This window comes from Lentzea sp. NPDC055074 (assembly GCF_053608005.1).
On the sequence record NZ_JBSGUQ010000004.1, the window covers coordinates 411,213 to 425,488 of the forward strand.

Below are 14,276 nucleotides of genomic sequence, written 5' to 3' on the forward strand. Positions count from 1 at the left end.
GAAGTCCTGGGGGACGACATGAAGAAGTTCTTGGCCGTCACCATGACGGCCGCGCTCGCGCTGCCCCTGGCGGCCACCGCCGCCGCGGCACAGGACGAGACGATCACCGTCGAGGGCGTGTTCTTCGTGGACCGCAACGGGGACAACGTCTTCAACGCCGGTGAGACCGTCAGGGCCAACGGGGAAGGGGTCGGCGTCCACGTCCAGGGCACCAACGAACTGGTCGGCACCTTCCCGACCGGCCCGGACGGCCGGTACAAGGCCGTGCTGCCCAAGGGGCCGAAGTACCTCGTGCACATCCGGGAACACGACTACACCTACACCGTTCCGGGACACGCGGTGTCGGAGTCGAGGGCGGACGCGGACTTCCCGCTGCGCGGCCTCTTCCTCAACGGCTTCACCTTCGTCGACGCGAACGGCGACGGCGTGAAGCAGGACGACGAGAAGACGCACGGCGGCAAGGTCGCGGTCGAGGGCAAGACGGAGAGCGGCGCGGACTTCCAGGCCGAGACGGAGGCCGCTTCGAACGGCGCCTACCTGCTCGACCTCCCGCTGGGCAGGTACACCGTCGTGGCGCCGAACCTGAGGAAGCAGCAGCTGGCGCTCGCGAAGCCGAAGTCCGACAAGGACATCGACTGGCTGACCGGCCGGCACGGGGTGGAGCGCACGACCGACAACCGCGACTTCCGAGTGGACCTGCGCTACTTCGCGCCCAAGGCCGACTCCGCCCTCGAAGATCTCGCGATCACGCCGTCCAAGGACACCTACACCGTCGGCGAGCAGTTCGACCTGAAGTTCAAGGTGGTCAACCAGGGCGACGTGCCCGGGAAGATCTCGGTCGTGCTGTTCCGGCTCTCCGAGGGTGACGTGAAGCTGGTCTCGCGCAGCGACAACGTGACCGGCCGGATCGAGAGCTTCGAGTCGGTCGACCAGATCCTGCCGGGCGAGTCGATCACCGTCGAGATGAGGTTCGAGTTCCTCAACACCGACCTCGGCGAGATCTACGCGTTCGTGCGCCCCGGTGTCGGCGGGTTCACCGACGTCGACGTCACGAACCAGGGCCAGGAGGGCCGCAAGGTCATCAAGGTCGTCGAGAAGGGCGCGGAGACCACCGCGCCGACCACGACGACCACCGCACCGGTCACGACCACGAGCACCACGACTCAGGCCGTGGCGCAGGCGGGCAACAAGTCCGGTCTCGCGTCGACCGGTGCGTCACCGCTGGGCTTCCTCGCCCTCGGCGCACTGCTGCTCGCTGCGGGCACGAGCGCGTTCTTCTTCGCGCGCCGCCGCCGGTCCTGACCACATAGGACCCCGCCACGGCTAGTCTGCGCGGCATGGGCATCTTGGTGCATGTGCTGCTGACTGCCGTGGCGGTGTGGGTGTCGACCGCGCTGCCCGGCATCGACCTCGGTGAGGGCTCCACCGGGTCGAGGATCCTCACGCTGATCGGCGTCGCGGTGATCTTTGGCCTGGTGAACGCGATCGTGAAGCCGCTGGTGAAGTTCTTCGGCTGCTTGTTCTACCTGCTCACGCTCGGTCTCATCGGGCTCGTGGTGAACGCGCTGCTGTTCATGTTCACCGGCTGGCTGGCCGAGCAGCTCGACCTGCCGTTCCGCGTCGACGGCTTCTGGCCCGCGTTCTGGGGCGCGATCATCGTCGCCCTGACCGGCTGGGTGCTGAACGTGGTCTACGACAAGATCACCGACAGCGACTGAGCAAGACCAGCGAAAAGGCCCTCGGTCCACAACGGACCGAGGGCCTTTCTCCTGCCTTCGTCAGACGTTGGCGTCTTCCGCGGCCGAGGTGGGCTGGCCCCGCTTCACGGACTCCAGCAGCATCTGCGCCACGTCCACGACCTCGACGTGCGCCCCGGCCTGGCCGTCGGACTGACGCGCGGTCACGCCGTCGGTCAGCATCACGCGGCAGAACGGGCAGCCCGTCGCGATCTTCGACGGCGCGGTGGACAACGCCTCGTCGACGCGGTCGACGTTGATGCGCTTGCCGATCCGCTCCTCCATCCACATGCGGGCGCCACCGGCACCACAGCACATGGAGCGTTCCTCGTGCCGCGGCATCTCGCGCAGCTTCGCGCCCGACGCCCCGATCAGCTCACGCGGTGCTTCGTAGACCTTGTTGTGGCGGCCCAGGTAGCACGGGTCGTGGTACGTGACGTCCTCGGTGACCGGCGCGACCGGCACCAGACGACGTTCGCGCACCAGCTTGTTCAGCAGCTGCGTGTGGTGCACGACCTCGTACGTGCCACCGACCTGCGGGTACTCGTTGGCCAGCGTGTTGAAGCAGTGCGCACACGTGACGACGATCTTGCGCTGGCCCGCGGGCCGGTCCTCGAACACCGAGTTGAGCACCTCGACGTTCTGCTGCGCGAGCATCTGGAACAGGAACTCGTTGCCGGCGCGGCGGGCCGGGTCACCGGTGCAGGTCTCCTCCGGGCCGAGCACCGTGTACTTGACGTCCGCGGTGTGCAGCAGCTCGGCGACGGCACGCGTGGTCTTCTTCGCGCGGTCCTCGAACGCACCGGCGCAGCCGACCCAGAACAGGTACTCCGCGTCGCCCAGGTCGCCGTCGAACACCGGCACCTCGAACTCGAGGCCCTCGGTCCACGCCAGGCGGTCCTTGGCGTTCTGGCCCCACGGGTTGCCCTTGTTCTCCAGGTTCTTGAACATCCCGCCGAGCTCGGTCGGGAAGTTCGACTCGATCAACACCTGGTAGCGGCGCATGTCGACGATGTGGTCGACGTGCTCGATGTCCACCGGGCACTGCTCGACGCACGCGCCGCAGGTCGTGCAGGACCACAGCACCTCGGGGTCGATGACGCCGAGCTCGTCCGGGCCGCCGATCAACGGGCGCTCGGCCTCGGCCATCGCCAGCACGTCGATGGACTCGAGGCGCTTCTTGTAGTCCTCGTACTTGTCCTCGGTCAGGCCGACCTCGTCGCCGCCCATGTCCTTCGAGCCACCGGCCAGCAGGTACGGCGCCTTCGCGTACATGTGGTCGCGCAGCTGCGTGATGACCAGCTTGGGGGACAACGGCTTGCCGGTGTTCCAGGCGGGGCACTGGGACTGGCAGCGGCCGCACTCGGTGCAGGTGGAGAAGTCGAGGACGCCCTTCCAGGTGAAGTCCTCGACCTTGCCGACGCCGAACACGTCCTTGTCCGGGTCGGCCTCCTCCAGGTCCAGGACCTTGCCGCCGGACATCATCGGCTTCAGCGCGCCCAGGGCGACGCCACCGTCGTCCTCGCGCTTGAAGTAGATGTTGAAGAACGCCGAGAACCGGTGCCAGGCAACGCCCATCGTGAGGTTCCGGCCGACGACGATCAGCCAGATCATGCCGCTCAGCAGCTTGACCAGCGCCATCACCGACACCCAGATCGGTGCGGACGGCAGGATCTGCGCGAGCGGCTGCGTCACGAACGACGTCCACAGCGGGGCGACCTCGAGGCCGCTCGACTGCTTGAACGCCTTGACCAGCAGGATGCCGACGCCCTCGATGATCACGACGGCCTCGACGAAGTACGCCGACTTGAAGTCCGAACCCTGGAAGCGGGAGACCCGGTCGGCGCGGCGCGGGTGGTTGCGCTGGCGGATGACCGCCAGGGCGACACCACCGACGACGGTGCCGAGGCCCAGCAGCTCGACCAGCAGCAGCCAGACCGACCACGTGCCGATGATCGGCCAGTGGAAGTGCGGGTCGAACACTTCTCCGTACGCTTCGAACAGCACTGCGGAGCCGATGAGGAAGCCCCACATCACCATCCAGTGCCACGGGGCGACCGAGCGGAACTTCGCCATTCTGGTGTGCGCGACGAACTCGACGATCATCGTCTTCAGGCGTGGCACGAACGGCCCGAAGCGGGTGCCGTCCGGCTGGCCGAGCCGAATGATCTTGATCTGCTTCAGCACGGCGGCGACGAACACGCCCCAGGCGACGACGCTCACCGCCACGGCGACGAGTCCGAGAACCAGCTGGAGGGTCATGGCGGGAGTCTAGGCCAGGTTACTGCTGAGTAACCACTTGGACGTGGCCGGTGTCTCCTCACGTACCGGTCAAGTACCCATAAGTTGATCAAAAACTTATGGAACACTTGTTCAGGTAGTTGTGCTGAGCAGCCGGAGGCCGCCGTGTTGTACGTGTATCTCGCAGTGGCGATCGCGGCGGAGATCGCCGCCACGGTCTCGTTGAAGCTGTCCGAGGGATTCACCAGACTCTGGCCGTCCGTGATCGTCGTCCTCGGCTACGCCATCGCCTTCACCGTTCTTTCGCGTGCGTTGAAGTTGGGTATGCCCGTGGGCGTCGCCTACGCCGTATGGTCCGCTATCGGCGTTGCATCCGTGGCGATCATCGGTTGGAAGTTCCTGGGCGAGACCCTCAACCCCACGATGGTCATCGGGCTGGTCCTGATCATCGGTGGCGTGGTGACGCTCGAACTCGGGAGGACGCACTGACCGCGGCAGTGGAGTTGCAGAAGGTGGACGGCCGCAAGGCGCGCGGCGAGAAGAAGCGCCGCGCCATCGTCGAGGCCACCCTGCGCGTGATCGAACGCGAAGGTGTCGCGGGCGTGACGCACCGCAGCGTCGCCCGTGAGGCCGGCGTGCCCACGACGGCACCCACCTACTACTTCGCGACGCTCGACGACCTGCTGATCGCCACGCTGGTGTGGTCGGCGGAAGAGCTCTGCGACGACATGCTGAAGATCGTCGCGAGCGGCGGCACCGCGCGGGAGATCGCGCAGAGCCTCGCCAGGGCCGTCAACGAGAACCGCGGCCGCACGCTCGCCGAGTACGAGCTCTACCTGCTGGCAGGCCGCCGTCCCGAGCTGAAGCCCGCCGCGCGCCGCTGGCTCGACCTCGCCGTGGAGGTGGTGCGGCCGGCGGACCCGGTCGCGTTCCGCGCGTTCCTCGCGGCCATCGACGGGCTGCTCATGCAGGGACTGATCGCCGACGTTGCTCCGAACGAGGACGAGCTGGAGCCAATCGTGTCCTTCTTGATCCGCGGCCGCGACGAACTCACGGCCGACCCGCGGGAAGAATGAGGGCATGAAGTACGCGCGAGAGGTGTCCGGCATCAGCCACGGGGTCAGCCTGGGCCTCCTCGCCGCGCTCTACGTGCGCGACTCGCTGGCGTTGTCGGTGGACGTCGAACCGCACGTGCCGGGCCTCGAGCCGTCGTTGCCCGTCCAGGTGCCGCTGGGCACGGACCGCGCCGCCGTGACCGCCGAGTGGCCGGGCTGGTGGGCCGACGCGCTGGACGCGTGCATCCGCGGCGCCGACCCCGCGATCCCCGAGGACGCCGAGGCGTTGCTCACCCGTCCCGCCAGCCGTGCCGCCGTGCTCGCCCTGAAGCCCGGCATCGAGCAGCTGCACCGCGTGCAGAGCCCCGCCGCGCTGCCGATGGGGGACGTGCTGCGCGGCATCGAGTCGCGCATCGGCCGGTGGGCGCAGAGCGTGGAGCTGCACATCGCCGAGGTGCCCGTCGACGGCCTGCTGTGGGAACGCATCGCGCCCGCGCACGTGCTGGCGTCCACGCGCTTCCTGAACGACCCGGCACGGACCGCGCCGGCGTTGCGTGCCGTGCTCGAGGACCTGGTCTGACGGCTGGGTAGGGACAGCCCCACCCCGCCTTCGGGGGCTTGCAGCCGTGTAGCCGGGCGTCGCCGCCTCTAGTTTTGTGCTCATGATGAGGACGGCGCTGGTGGCGTTGATGGCGGGGGCGGTGCTCACAGTGTCGACCGCCTGTGGGGGCATCCGCATCATGAAGTACGAGTTCGCCGACGACCACGTGGTCTCGGAGACGTTCAAGTCGGTGAAGGTGCGCGGTGGGGACCGCGACAACCACTCGGGGGACGTGACGATCCGGTACCAGGAGGGGCTGGCCGAGACGAAGATCCACCGCAGGGTGGAGCACACGAAGAACAACAAGCCGTCGGGCGTCTCGCACCGCGTCGAGGGGGACGCGCTGGTGCTGGACGGGTGCGGCGACGACTGCGACATCAACTACGAGGTCCTGGTCGGGGATCCGAAGATCACGGTGCAGGGCGAGACGGGGTCGGGGGACGCCCTCTTCGAGGGGCTCGCCGCGGTCGACTACCGGACCGGGTCCGGTGACATCAAGGTCAGGGACATCAAGGGGGACGTCCGTGCCACCGCCGGGTCGGGCGAGTTCGTGGCGGGCAGGGTCGACGGCAGCCTGATGGTGGAGCTCGGCTCCGGCAACGTCGTGGTCGACATGGTCAAGGGCAAGTCGATCCTCGTCACCCACTCCGGAGACATCATCGGCACCGGGATCGACAACGACCTCACGGCCGACGCGTCGTCCGGCAACGTCTCCCTGACGTTGCTCTCGGAGCGGTCGGTGCGGGCGAACTCGGGGTCCGGCGACGTCACCCTCCGGATCCCGGGAGGCCCGTTCAAGGTCGCCGGCCGGACGGGCAGCGGCAACCGCATCATCAACGTGCCGACCGACCCCGCGGGGAAGAACGAGCTCAATCTGGTCACCGGGTCGGGGGACATCCGCGTGATCGGCATCTGAGGCAGGGGGATGTGTCGAGGGCCACTCCACAAGGGGTGGCCCTCGTCGCGTTGTGAGGGAACAAGCAGACCTTCCCGTCCGTTGGTCCAGTCAGAAAGCTTGAGTCGGGTAGGCTCAACGTTGAGCGGATGGCAAACTTGAGCCAGCAACGCTCAACAAGTACTAGCGGAAGGAACTCCAATGGCGCGTGCAGTCGGCATCGACCTCGGGACGACCAACTCGGTCGTCGCAGTCCTCGAAGGCGGTGAGCCGACGGTCATCGCCAACTCGGAGGGCTCCAGGACGACCCCGTCCATCGTCGCTTTCGCCAAGAACGGCGAGGTCCTCGTGGGCCAGCCCGCGAAGAACCAGGCCGTCACCAACGTCGACCGCACCATCCGCTCGGTCAAGCGCCACGTCGGCACGACCTGGCAGACCGACGAGATCGACGGCAAGAAGTACACCTCGCAGGAGATCAGCGCGCGCGTGCTGATGAAGCTCAAGCGCGACGCCGAGGCGTACCTGGGCGAAGAGATCACCGACGCGGTCATCACCGTCCCCGCCTACTTCGAGGACGCGCAGCGCCAGGCCACCAAGGAGGCCGGCCAGATCGCGGGTCTCAACGTGCTCCGCATCGTCAACGAGCCGACGTCGGCCGCTCTGGCCTACGGCCTCGACAAGGGCGAGAAGGAGCAGACCATCCTGGTCTTCGACCTCGGTGGCGGCACGTTCGACGTCTCGCTGCTCGAGCTCGGCGACGGCGTGGTCGAGGTCCGTGCGACCTCCGGTGACAACCACCTCGGTGGCGACGACTGGGACCAGCGCGTCGTCGACTGGCTGGTCGAGCGCTTCAAGCAGGCGAACGGCATCGACCTGACCAAGGACAAGATGGCCCTCCAGCGCATCCGCGAGGCTGCCGAGAAGGCCAAGATCGAGCTGTCCAGCTCCAGCAACGCCTCGATCAACCTGCCGTACATCACCGTCGACGGTGACAAGAACCCGCTGTTCCTCGACGAGACGCTGTCCCGCGCCGAGTTCCAGCGCATCACGAACGACCTGCTCGAGCGCACTCGCGCGCCGTTCAACAACGTGATCAAGGACGCCGGTGTCTCCGTCGGCGACATCGACCACGTCGTGCTCGTCGGTGGCTCGACCCGCATGCCCGCCGTCGCGGAGCTCGTCAAGGAGCTGACCGGCGGCCGCGAGCCCAACAAGGGCGTGAACCCGGACGAGGTCGTCGCCGTCGGCGCCGCCCTGCAGGCCGGTGTCCTCAAGGGTGAGGTCAAGGACGTCCTGCTGCTCGACGTCACCCCGCTGTCCCTGGGTATCGAGACCAAGGGCGGCATCATGACCAAGCTGATCGAGCGCAACACCACGATCCCGACGAAGCGCTCCGAGACCTTCACGACGGCCGACGACAGCCAGCCGTCCGTGCAGATCCAGGTCTTCCAGGGCGAGCGCGAGATCGCGGCGCACAACAAGAAGCTCGGCATGTTCGAGCTGACCGGCCTGCCGCCCGCCCCCCGTGGCGTGCCGCAGATCGAGGTCACCTTCGACATCGACGCGAACGGCATCGTCCACGTGTCGGCGAAGGACCTGGGCACCGGCAAGGAGCAGTCGATGACGATCACCGGTGGCTCCGCGCTGCCGAAGGACGACATCGACCGCATGGTGAAGGACGCCGAGGCCCACGCGGAGGAGGACAAGCGCCGCCGCGAGGAGGCCGAGGTCCGCAACCAGGCCGAGACGCTCGTCTACCAGACGGAGAAGGTCGTCAAGGAGAACGACGACAAGCTCCCGGCCGAGATCAAGGACAAGGTCAACGCCGCGATCGCCGAGGCGAACGAGGCGCTCAAGGGCACCGACATCGCCGCCATCAAGACGGCCGTCGAGAAGCTCGCGACGGAGTCCCAGGCCATCGGCCAGGCGATCTACGCCAACGCTCCGGGTGCCCCCGGTGCCGAGGCCCCTGGTGCTGACGCGCCGGGTGCCGCTGGTGCGGGCGCCAGCGCCGGTGCGAAGAAGGACGACGACGTCGTCGACGCCGAGATCGTGGACGAGGACGAGAAGAAGTGACCGAACCGAGGCACGCCGCCCCTGACGAGGAGCAGCCTCAGGTAGTCGTGAACGACCGGCGCCGGATCGACCCCGAAACGGGTGAGGTCCGGGCGCCGGCCCACGCTGCCGACGAGGAAGGTGCTGCTCCGGCCGAACCCCTGGTCGCCGAGGTCGTGGACGAGGTCGCCGCCGAGCTGAAGACCCAGCTCGACGAGCGCACCGCGGACCTGCAGCGGCTCACCGCCGAGTACGCGAACTACCGCAAGCGGGTGGAACGCGACCGGGAAGCGGTGATCAACAACGCGAAGGCGTCCGTCGCCTCCGAACTGCTGTCGGTGCTCGACGACATCGAGCGGGCCGCCGCGCACGGCGACCTGACCGGTGCCTTCAAGGCGGTCGCGGACAAGCTCGTGTCCACGCTGCAGAAGACGGGCCTGGAGCCGTTCGCGCACGACGGCGAGGCGTTCGACCCGTCGGTGCACGAGGCCGTGCAGCACAGCACGTCCCCGGACGTCGAAGGTCCGACCGTCACCGCGGTCCTGCGCCGTGGCTACACGTTCGGCGACAAGCTCGTCCGGCCCGCGCTCGTCGCGGTGACCGACCACGAGCCCGCCGCCGCAGCGCCGTCCGAAGAAGCCTGATTTCTATTCCTCTAGGGGAAGGAGGAGCCGTCCGGTGAGTCAGAGGGACTGGATCGAGAAGGACTTCTACCGCGAGCTGGGCGTCTCCTCCGAGGCATCCGCGGACGAGATCAAGAAGTCGTACCGCAAGCTCGCCCGCGAGCTGCACCCCGACGCGAACCCCGGTGACGCCAAGGCCGAGGCCCGTTTCAAGGCGGTCTCCGAGGCCTACGGCGTGCTGTCGGACCCGGCCAAGCGCAAGCAGTACGACGAGGCCCGCCGCCTGTTCGCGGGCGGCGGCGGCTTCCCGGGCTCCGGCGGCTTCGGCTCCGGCGGGTTCGACGTCAACGACCTGTTCGGCCGTGCCGCGCAGGGCACCGGTGGCGGCGGCCTGGGCGACCTGCTCGGCGGCCTGTTCAACCGGCGCGGCGGCGGCACGGCACCGGGGTCCGCCACGCGTCCGCGTCGTGGTGAGGACGTCGAGACCGACGTCCGCATCGACTTCACCGAGGCGGTCAAGGGAGCGACGGTGCCGTTGCGCCTGTCGTCCCCCGCCGCCTGCACGACCTGCAACGGTTCCGGTGCCAAGCCGGGCACCACGCCGCACACCTGCGCGACCTGTTCGGGTTCCGGCCTCGTCACGCGGTCGCAGGGCGCGTTCGCGTTCAGCGAGCCGTGCCGCGACTGCCGCGGCACCGGCCGGATCATCGACGACCCGTGCCCCGAGTGCGGTGGCGACGGTGTCAGCACCCGCACCCGCACGCTGACCGTCCGGATCCCCTCGGGGGTCGACGACGGCCAGCGGATCCGCCTTGCGGGACAAGGCGAACCGGGGCGCAACGGTGGCCCGAGCGGCGACCTGTTCGTGCGCGTGCACGTCAACCCGCACAGCGTGTTCGGCCGTCAGGGCAACGACCTGACGCTGACGGCGCCGATGACGTTCTCCGAGCTCGCGCTCGGAACCACGTTGACCGTGCCCACGCTGGACGGCAAGGTCTCCTTGAAGGTGCCTGCCGGTACGGCTTCGGGGCGCGTGCTGCGGGCGCGGGGCAAGGGGATCACGAAGCGGGACGGGACCGCGGGGGATCTCCTGATCACCCTGGAGGTCGCCGTGCCGAACAACCTGTCCTCCGACGCCCGCAAGGCGCTCGAGGCGTACGCAGACGTGACGACCGATCATGACCCGCGCGGTGACCTGAACGCGCTGCTTGAAGGGCGGTGAGTTCGGTGGGTTTTCCGTTCCCCCCAGGAACTGATGAAGACACGCCGTTCTTCGTGATCTCGGTGGCGGCCCAGCTGTCGGGCCTGCACGCCCAGACCCTGCGGTCCTACGACCGGCTGGGCCTGGTCTCGCCGGGCCGCACGAACGGTGGCGGCCGCCGTTACTCCATGCGGGACATCGTGCTGCTGCGCGAGGTCCAGCGCCTGTCGCAGGACGAGGGCGTGAACCTCGCCGGCATCAAGCGGATCATCGACCTGGAGAACCAGGTCGACGCGCTGCAGTCGCGAGTCGTAGAGCTCCAGCAGGAGCTCGCGCAGGCGTTGGCGATGGCCGACTCCACGGCCGCCGCGGTGCACGCCTCCTACCGGCGGGACCTGGTCCCGATCCGGCAGGAGACCGCCCTCGTCGTCTGGAAACCGAAGCCCCGCAAATGATCGAGCGACTGCACGAAGTCTTCGCGATGCCGCGCCCGCGAGTGGTCGAGTTCTGCGACCACTGCGTGGACGCGGCATCCATCGCGCCGTTCACGACGGTTCCCTTGCGGGAGTTGACTTCCTTGCAGATCGAGAAGTTCTGGCTCAAGTCCGGGACGATCGGCGACGAGAACTTCGTGCGTTACCTGCTCCCGCGCGTGCTGGAGCTGATCGCGCTCGGCGAGATCGAGGCGGACTTCTACTGGCTGCGGCTGGCGTCCGAGGTCTACGCGAAGAGCGACCAGCGCGAGCAGGCGGCCCTGCGCGACTACTTCCTCGGCACCCCTGCCGCGTTGGCGGGACTGGTGCGCGAGGGGCCGGACGCCGGTCCGCTCACCGCGTGGTCGCGCTCGCCGGAAGTCCTTGCCGCGCTGGAGGAAGCCGCGTTGACCGGACCCGATCCCACTGGTGCGGTGTCCGAGGCGCACCGTGAGCTCGAGGCTCAGCTCTCCTCGAAGTAGAACCCGCTCTCCAGGTCCTCCAGCAGCCCGGGCTCCTTCGGTTCCCAGCCCAGCAACGACTTCGTGCGCTCAGCGGACGTCGGTGCGTCCCGCGAGACCATGAACGCGAGCGCGCCGAAGTGCTCCTGCGCCCGCTCCGCCGGGATGGCCTCGACGGGCACGTCCAGCTTCCGGCCGATGGCCTCGGCGATCTCCCGCATCGTGATGGCCTCCTCGCCGACCGCGTGCAGCACCGAACCCGCCGGAGCCTTCTCCGCTGCCAGCCGGTAGAGCCGTGCCGCGTCCAGCGTGTGGCCGGCGGACCAGCGGTTGGAGCCGTCGCCCGGATAGCCGGAAATGCCCGTGGCACGGGCGGTCCTGATCAGGATCGGGATGAAGCCTGCCGTGTCCAGTTCACTGTGGACGGTCGGCGGCAGCACCACGACCGAGCCGCGGACGTCCGCGGCGTCGATGATCGCGTTGCGGGCGGCGCCGCGCGGGCCCTCGCTGGAGATCCGCTCCTCCTCGGTGGCCGTGCGGCCGAGGCCCGAGTACGACAGCGTGCCGCCGGTGCCGATCAGCGCCTTGCCGGTGCCGGCCAGCTCGTCGAGGAACGCGCGGACCACCGCGAGGTCGGCGTCCGAGGCGCCCTGGTAGTCGCCCGCGTACATCTCCTCGTGCTTGAACGCCAGGTGGATCACGGCGTCCGCCTCGGCCGCGCCCTTGCGCAGGCCGTCGAGGTCGTCGAGATCGCCGCGCTGGACGGTGGCGCCCTGGGCCTCGAGCTTGGCGGCGGACGCGTCCGAGCGGGCCAGGCCGACGACCTGGTGGCCCGCGGTGAGCAGTTCGGGAACCAACGCCGAGCCGACGTGGCCGCTGGCACCTGTGACGAAGACCTTCATGACACATCCTTGGAAAGTGATGGGACTTGGTCTCATCAACCGTAGCAGAGTGATGGGACCAAGTCGCATCACTTAGGATGTGACGTATGGGTCGATGGGAGCCGGACGCGCGGGAGCGGTTGGTGCGCGCCGCACTCGACCTGTTCAGCGAGCAGGGGTACGAGAACACCGCGGTCGCGCAGATCGCCGAACGTGCCGGCCTCACGAAGAGCACGTTCTTCCGGCACTTCCGGGACAAGCGCGAGGTGCTGTTCGGCGGCCAGGACGTGCTGGCCGAGCTGATGACGTCGGCGATCGCCGAGGCGCCGGCACAGACCGGGCCGCTCGACGTGGTCGAGGCGGCGCTGGTGGCGACGGCGGTGACGTTCACCGACGAGCGGCGGGCGCACGGGCCGCAGCGGTTGCTGGTGATCGCGGGCAACGACGAGCTGCGCGAGCGGGCCGCGCTGAAGATGGTCGGGTTCGCCATCGCGATGACGGACGCGCTGAGGCAGCGCGGGGTGCCGGAGCTGGAGGCCGCCGTGGCCGCCGAGCTCGGCGTGCTGGCGTTCGACCGCGGCTACGAGCGCTGGCTGGAGGCCGGCGGGGACTTCGCGGAAGTCGCCCGCCGGACCCTCGGCGAGGTGCGTGAAGCCGTCGGGAGGCTAGTGGTGTGACTCGGAACGTCGGCGAGGTGATCCACGCTCAGCAGGCACCTCGCGGCGCCGCCCCCACGCCCCCGTACAACCAGTACGAGGCCGTGGGGGCGACACCACGATGCACCCGTCTGACCGCGAATTCCCCCGGCAACGTTCCGAGCCACACCACTAGAGGGAGCCGAGTAGCTCCCCGACCTCGGCGGCGATGCGGTCCAGCGCCTGCTCGTTGTCGTGGGCGGCGATCGCGCGGTCCATCCAGTCCGCGATCAACGGCATCTGCTCGGGCTTCAGGCCGCGCGTCGTGACGCCGGGCGTGCCGAGGCGGATGCCGGACGGGTCGAACGGCTTGCGGGTGTCGAACGGGACCGCGTTGTAGTTCAGCTCGATGCCCGCGCGGTCCAGCGCCTGCGCGGCCGGCTTGCCCGCGATCAGCTTGGACGTCAGGTCGATCAGGATCAGGTGGTTGTCGGTGCCGCCGGAGACCAGGTCGAACCCGCGCTCCAGCAACGCCTCCGCGAGCGCCTGGGCGTTGCGCACGATCATGTGCGCGTACTCGCGGAACTCCGGCTGCGCGGCTTCCTTCAGCGCGACGGCGATGGCGGCCGTGGTGTGGTTGTGCGGACCGCCCTGCAGGCCGGGGAAGACCGCGCGGTCGATCGCCCTGGCGTGCTCGGCGTCGGTGAGGATCATGGCGCCGCGCGGGCCCCTGAGCGTCTTGTGCGTGGTCGTGGTGATGACCGGCGCGTGCCCGACCGGCGACGGGTGCGAGCCACCGGCGACCAGGCCGGCGATGTGCGCGATGTCGGCGACCAGCAGCGCGCCGACCTCCTGAGCGATCTCGGCGAACGCCGGGAAGTCGATCGTGCGCGGGATCGCCGTGCCGCCGCAGAAGATCACCTTCGGGCGTTCGGCGAGGGCCTGTGAGCGGACCTCGTCCAGGTCGACGCGGCCGGTGTCCTTGCGGACCTCGTACTGGACGCTGCGGAACCACTTCCCCGTGGCCGAGACGCTCCAGCCGTGCGTGAGGTGCCCGCCCATCGGCAGGGACATGCCCATCACGGTGTCGCCCGGCTTCAGGAACGCCAGGTACACGGCGAGGTTCGCGGGAGAACCCGAGTACGGCTGGACGTTCGCGTGGTCGACGCCGAAGAGCGCCTTCGCCCGGTCCTGCGCCAGCAGTTCGACCTGGTCGATGACCTGCTGGCCCTCGTAGTACCGCTTGCCGGGATAGCCCTCGGAGTACTTGTTCGTCAGCGCCGAGCCCGTTGCCTCGAGCACGGCGGCCGACACGTCGTTCTCCGACGCGATCATGCGCAGCTTGCTGGCCTGACGATGTTCCTCGGCCTGGATCAGGGTGGCGATCTCGGGATCGACTTCGCGCAGCACGGCATCACT

The 14,276-nt window shown here is 68.8% G+C and carries 15 protein-coding genes; 12 read left to right on the forward strand and 3 right to left on the reverse strand.

The window, feature by feature from the left end; genetic code table 11:
- The first annotated feature begins 18 nt into the window (after positions 1–18).
- Entirely contained in the window at positions 19–1,302 is a 1,284-nt protein-coding gene (locus tag ACWF7A_RS12420; RefSeq protein ID WP_452250514.1) for an LPXTG cell wall anchor domain-containing protein, read from the forward strand.
- A gap of 35 nt (positions 1,303–1,337) precedes the next feature.
- Positions 1,338–1,718 (forward strand): phage holin family protein, encoded by a 381-nt coding sequence (locus ACWF7A_RS12425; protein ID WP_452250515.1) that lies wholly within the window; start codon positions 1,338–1,340, stop codon positions 1,716–1,718.
- A gap of 60 nt (positions 1,719–1,778) precedes the next feature.
- Here ACWF7A_RS12425 and ACWF7A_RS12430 read toward each other — a convergent pair whose 3' ends face one another.
- Positions 1,779–3,998 (reverse strand): (Fe-S)-binding protein, encoded by a 2,220-nt coding sequence (locus tag ACWF7A_RS12430; protein WP_452250516.1) that lies wholly within the window; start codon positions 3,996–3,998, stop codon positions 1,779–1,781.
- A 144-nt stretch (positions 3,999–4,142) separates the two neighbouring features.
- Between ACWF7A_RS12430 and ACWF7A_RS12435 the strand changes: the two genes are divergently transcribed.
- From ACWF7A_RS12435 to ACWF7A_RS12475, 9 genes are all read left to right on the forward strand, one after another.
- Positions 4,143–4,466 (forward strand): DMT family transporter, encoded by a 324-nt coding sequence (locus tag ACWF7A_RS12435; protein WP_452250517.1) that lies wholly within the window; start codon positions 4,143–4,145, stop codon positions 4,464–4,466.
- A gap of 8 nt (positions 4,467–4,474) precedes the next feature.
- Complete coding sequence (locus tag ACWF7A_RS12440; RefSeq protein WP_452250518.1) at positions 4,475–5,053, forward strand: TetR/AcrR family transcriptional regulator; 579 nt, start codon at positions 4,475–4,477, stop codon at positions 5,051–5,053.
- A gap of 4 nt (positions 5,054–5,057) precedes the next feature.
- Positions 5,058–5,612, forward strand: coding sequence for a hypothetical protein (locus ACWF7A_RS12445; RefSeq protein ID WP_452250519.1), 555 nt, complete (start codon positions 5,058–5,060; stop codon positions 5,610–5,612).
- Positions 5,613–5,694: 82 nt separating this feature from the next.
- Positions 5,695–6,549, forward strand: coding sequence for a DUF4097 family beta strand repeat-containing protein (locus ACWF7A_RS12450; RefSeq protein WP_452250520.1), 855 nt, complete (start codon positions 5,695–5,697; stop codon positions 6,547–6,549).
- A 180-nt stretch (positions 6,550–6,729) separates the two neighbouring features.
- On the forward strand, positions 6,730–8,604 hold the full coding sequence (gene dnaK, locus ACWF7A_RS12455) for a molecular chaperone DnaK (RefSeq protein ID WP_452250521.1): 1,875 nt from the start codon (positions 6,730–6,732) through the stop codon (positions 8,602–8,604).
- Positions 8,601–9,227, forward strand: coding sequence for a nucleotide exchange factor GrpE (grpE, locus tag ACWF7A_RS12460; protein WP_452250522.1), 627 nt, complete (start codon positions 8,601–8,603; stop codon positions 9,225–9,227). Before dnaK ends, grpE begins: the two co-directional genes overlap by 4 nt.
- Positions 9,228–9,261: 34 nt before the next feature.
- The gene (gene dnaJ / locus ACWF7A_RS12465; protein ID WP_452250523.1) at positions 9,262–10,428 is read left to right on the forward strand and encodes a molecular chaperone DnaJ; all 1,167 of its coding nucleotides are present in this window, start codon (positions 9,262–9,264) and stop codon (positions 10,426–10,428) included.
- 5 nt (positions 10,429–10,433) lie between these two features.
- Positions 10,434–10,862: a heat shock protein transcriptional repressor HspR gene (locus ACWF7A_RS12470; protein ID WP_452250524.1), complete on the forward strand. Its 429-nt coding sequence runs from the start codon at positions 10,434–10,436 to the stop codon at positions 10,860–10,862.
- Entirely contained in the window at positions 10,859–11,362 is a 504-nt protein-coding gene (locus ACWF7A_RS12475) for a hypothetical protein (RefSeq protein ID WP_452250525.1), read from the forward strand. Before ACWF7A_RS12470 ends, ACWF7A_RS12475 begins: the two co-directional genes overlap by 4 nt.
- Here the strand turns inward: ACWF7A_RS12475 and ACWF7A_RS12480 are convergent.
- On the reverse strand, positions 11,344–12,243 hold the full coding sequence (locus tag ACWF7A_RS12480) for an SDR family oxidoreductase (RefSeq protein ID WP_452250526.1): 900 nt from the start codon (positions 12,241–12,243) through the stop codon (positions 11,344–11,346). The two genes, ACWF7A_RS12475 and ACWF7A_RS12480, sit on opposite strands and share 19 nt — an antisense overlap.
- An 86-nt stretch (positions 12,244–12,329) precedes the next feature.
- On the opposite strand from ACWF7A_RS12480, the gene ACWF7A_RS12485 reads away from it, so the two are divergent.
- On the forward strand, positions 12,330–12,899 hold the full coding sequence (locus ACWF7A_RS12485; protein ID WP_452250527.1) for a TetR/AcrR family transcriptional regulator: 570 nt from the start codon (positions 12,330–12,332) through the stop codon (positions 12,897–12,899).
- 150 nt (positions 12,900–13,049) lie between these two features.
- On the opposite strand, the gene ACWF7A_RS12490 is transcribed toward ACWF7A_RS12485, so the two are convergent.
- Positions 13,050–14,267, reverse strand: a complete 1,218-nt coding sequence (locus ACWF7A_RS12490; RefSeq protein WP_452250528.1) for a serine hydroxymethyltransferase — start codon at positions 14,265–14,267, stop codon at positions 13,050–13,052.
- Positions 14,268–14,276 lie beyond the last annotated feature (9 nt).

What these genes read in the sequence shown, in the direction of transcription:
- ACWF7A_RS12420 (WP_452250514.1), top strand. Translation starts at nt 19, where the DNA reads ATGAAGAAGTTCTTGGCCGTCACCATGACGGCCGCGCTCGCGCTGCCC.
- ACWF7A_RS12425 (WP_452250515.1), top strand. Translation starts at nt 1,338, where the DNA reads ATGGGCATCTTGGTGCATGTGCTGCTGACTGCCGTGGCGGTGTGGGTG.
- ACWF7A_RS12430 (WP_452250516.1), bottom strand. Translation starts at nt 3,998, where the DNA reads ATGACCCTCCAGCTGGTTCTCGGACTCGTCGCCGTGGCGGTGAGCGTC.
- ACWF7A_RS12445 (WP_452250519.1), top strand. Translation starts at nt 5,058, where the DNA reads ATGAAGTACGCGCGAGAGGTGTCCGGCATCAGCCACGGGGTCAGCCTG.
- ACWF7A_RS12450 (WP_452250520.1), top strand. Translation starts at nt 5,695, where the DNA reads ATGATGAGGACGGCGCTGGTGGCGTTGATGGCGGGGGCGGTGCTCACA.
- dnaK (WP_452250521.1), top strand. Translation starts at nt 6,730, where the DNA reads ATGGCGCGTGCAGTCGGCATCGACCTCGGGACGACCAACTCGGTCGTC.
- ACWF7A_RS12475 (WP_452250525.1), top strand. Translation starts at nt 10,859, where the DNA reads ATGATCGAGCGACTGCACGAAGTCTTCGCGATGCCGCGCCCGCGAGTG.
- ACWF7A_RS12480 (WP_452250526.1), bottom strand. Translation starts at nt 12,243, where the DNA reads ATGAAGGTCTTCGTCACAGGTGCCAGCGGCCACGTCGGCTCGGCGTTG.
- ACWF7A_RS12485 (WP_452250527.1), top strand. Translation starts at nt 12,330, where the DNA reads ATGGGTCGATGGGAGCCGGACGCGCGGGAGCGGTTGGTGCGCGCCGCA.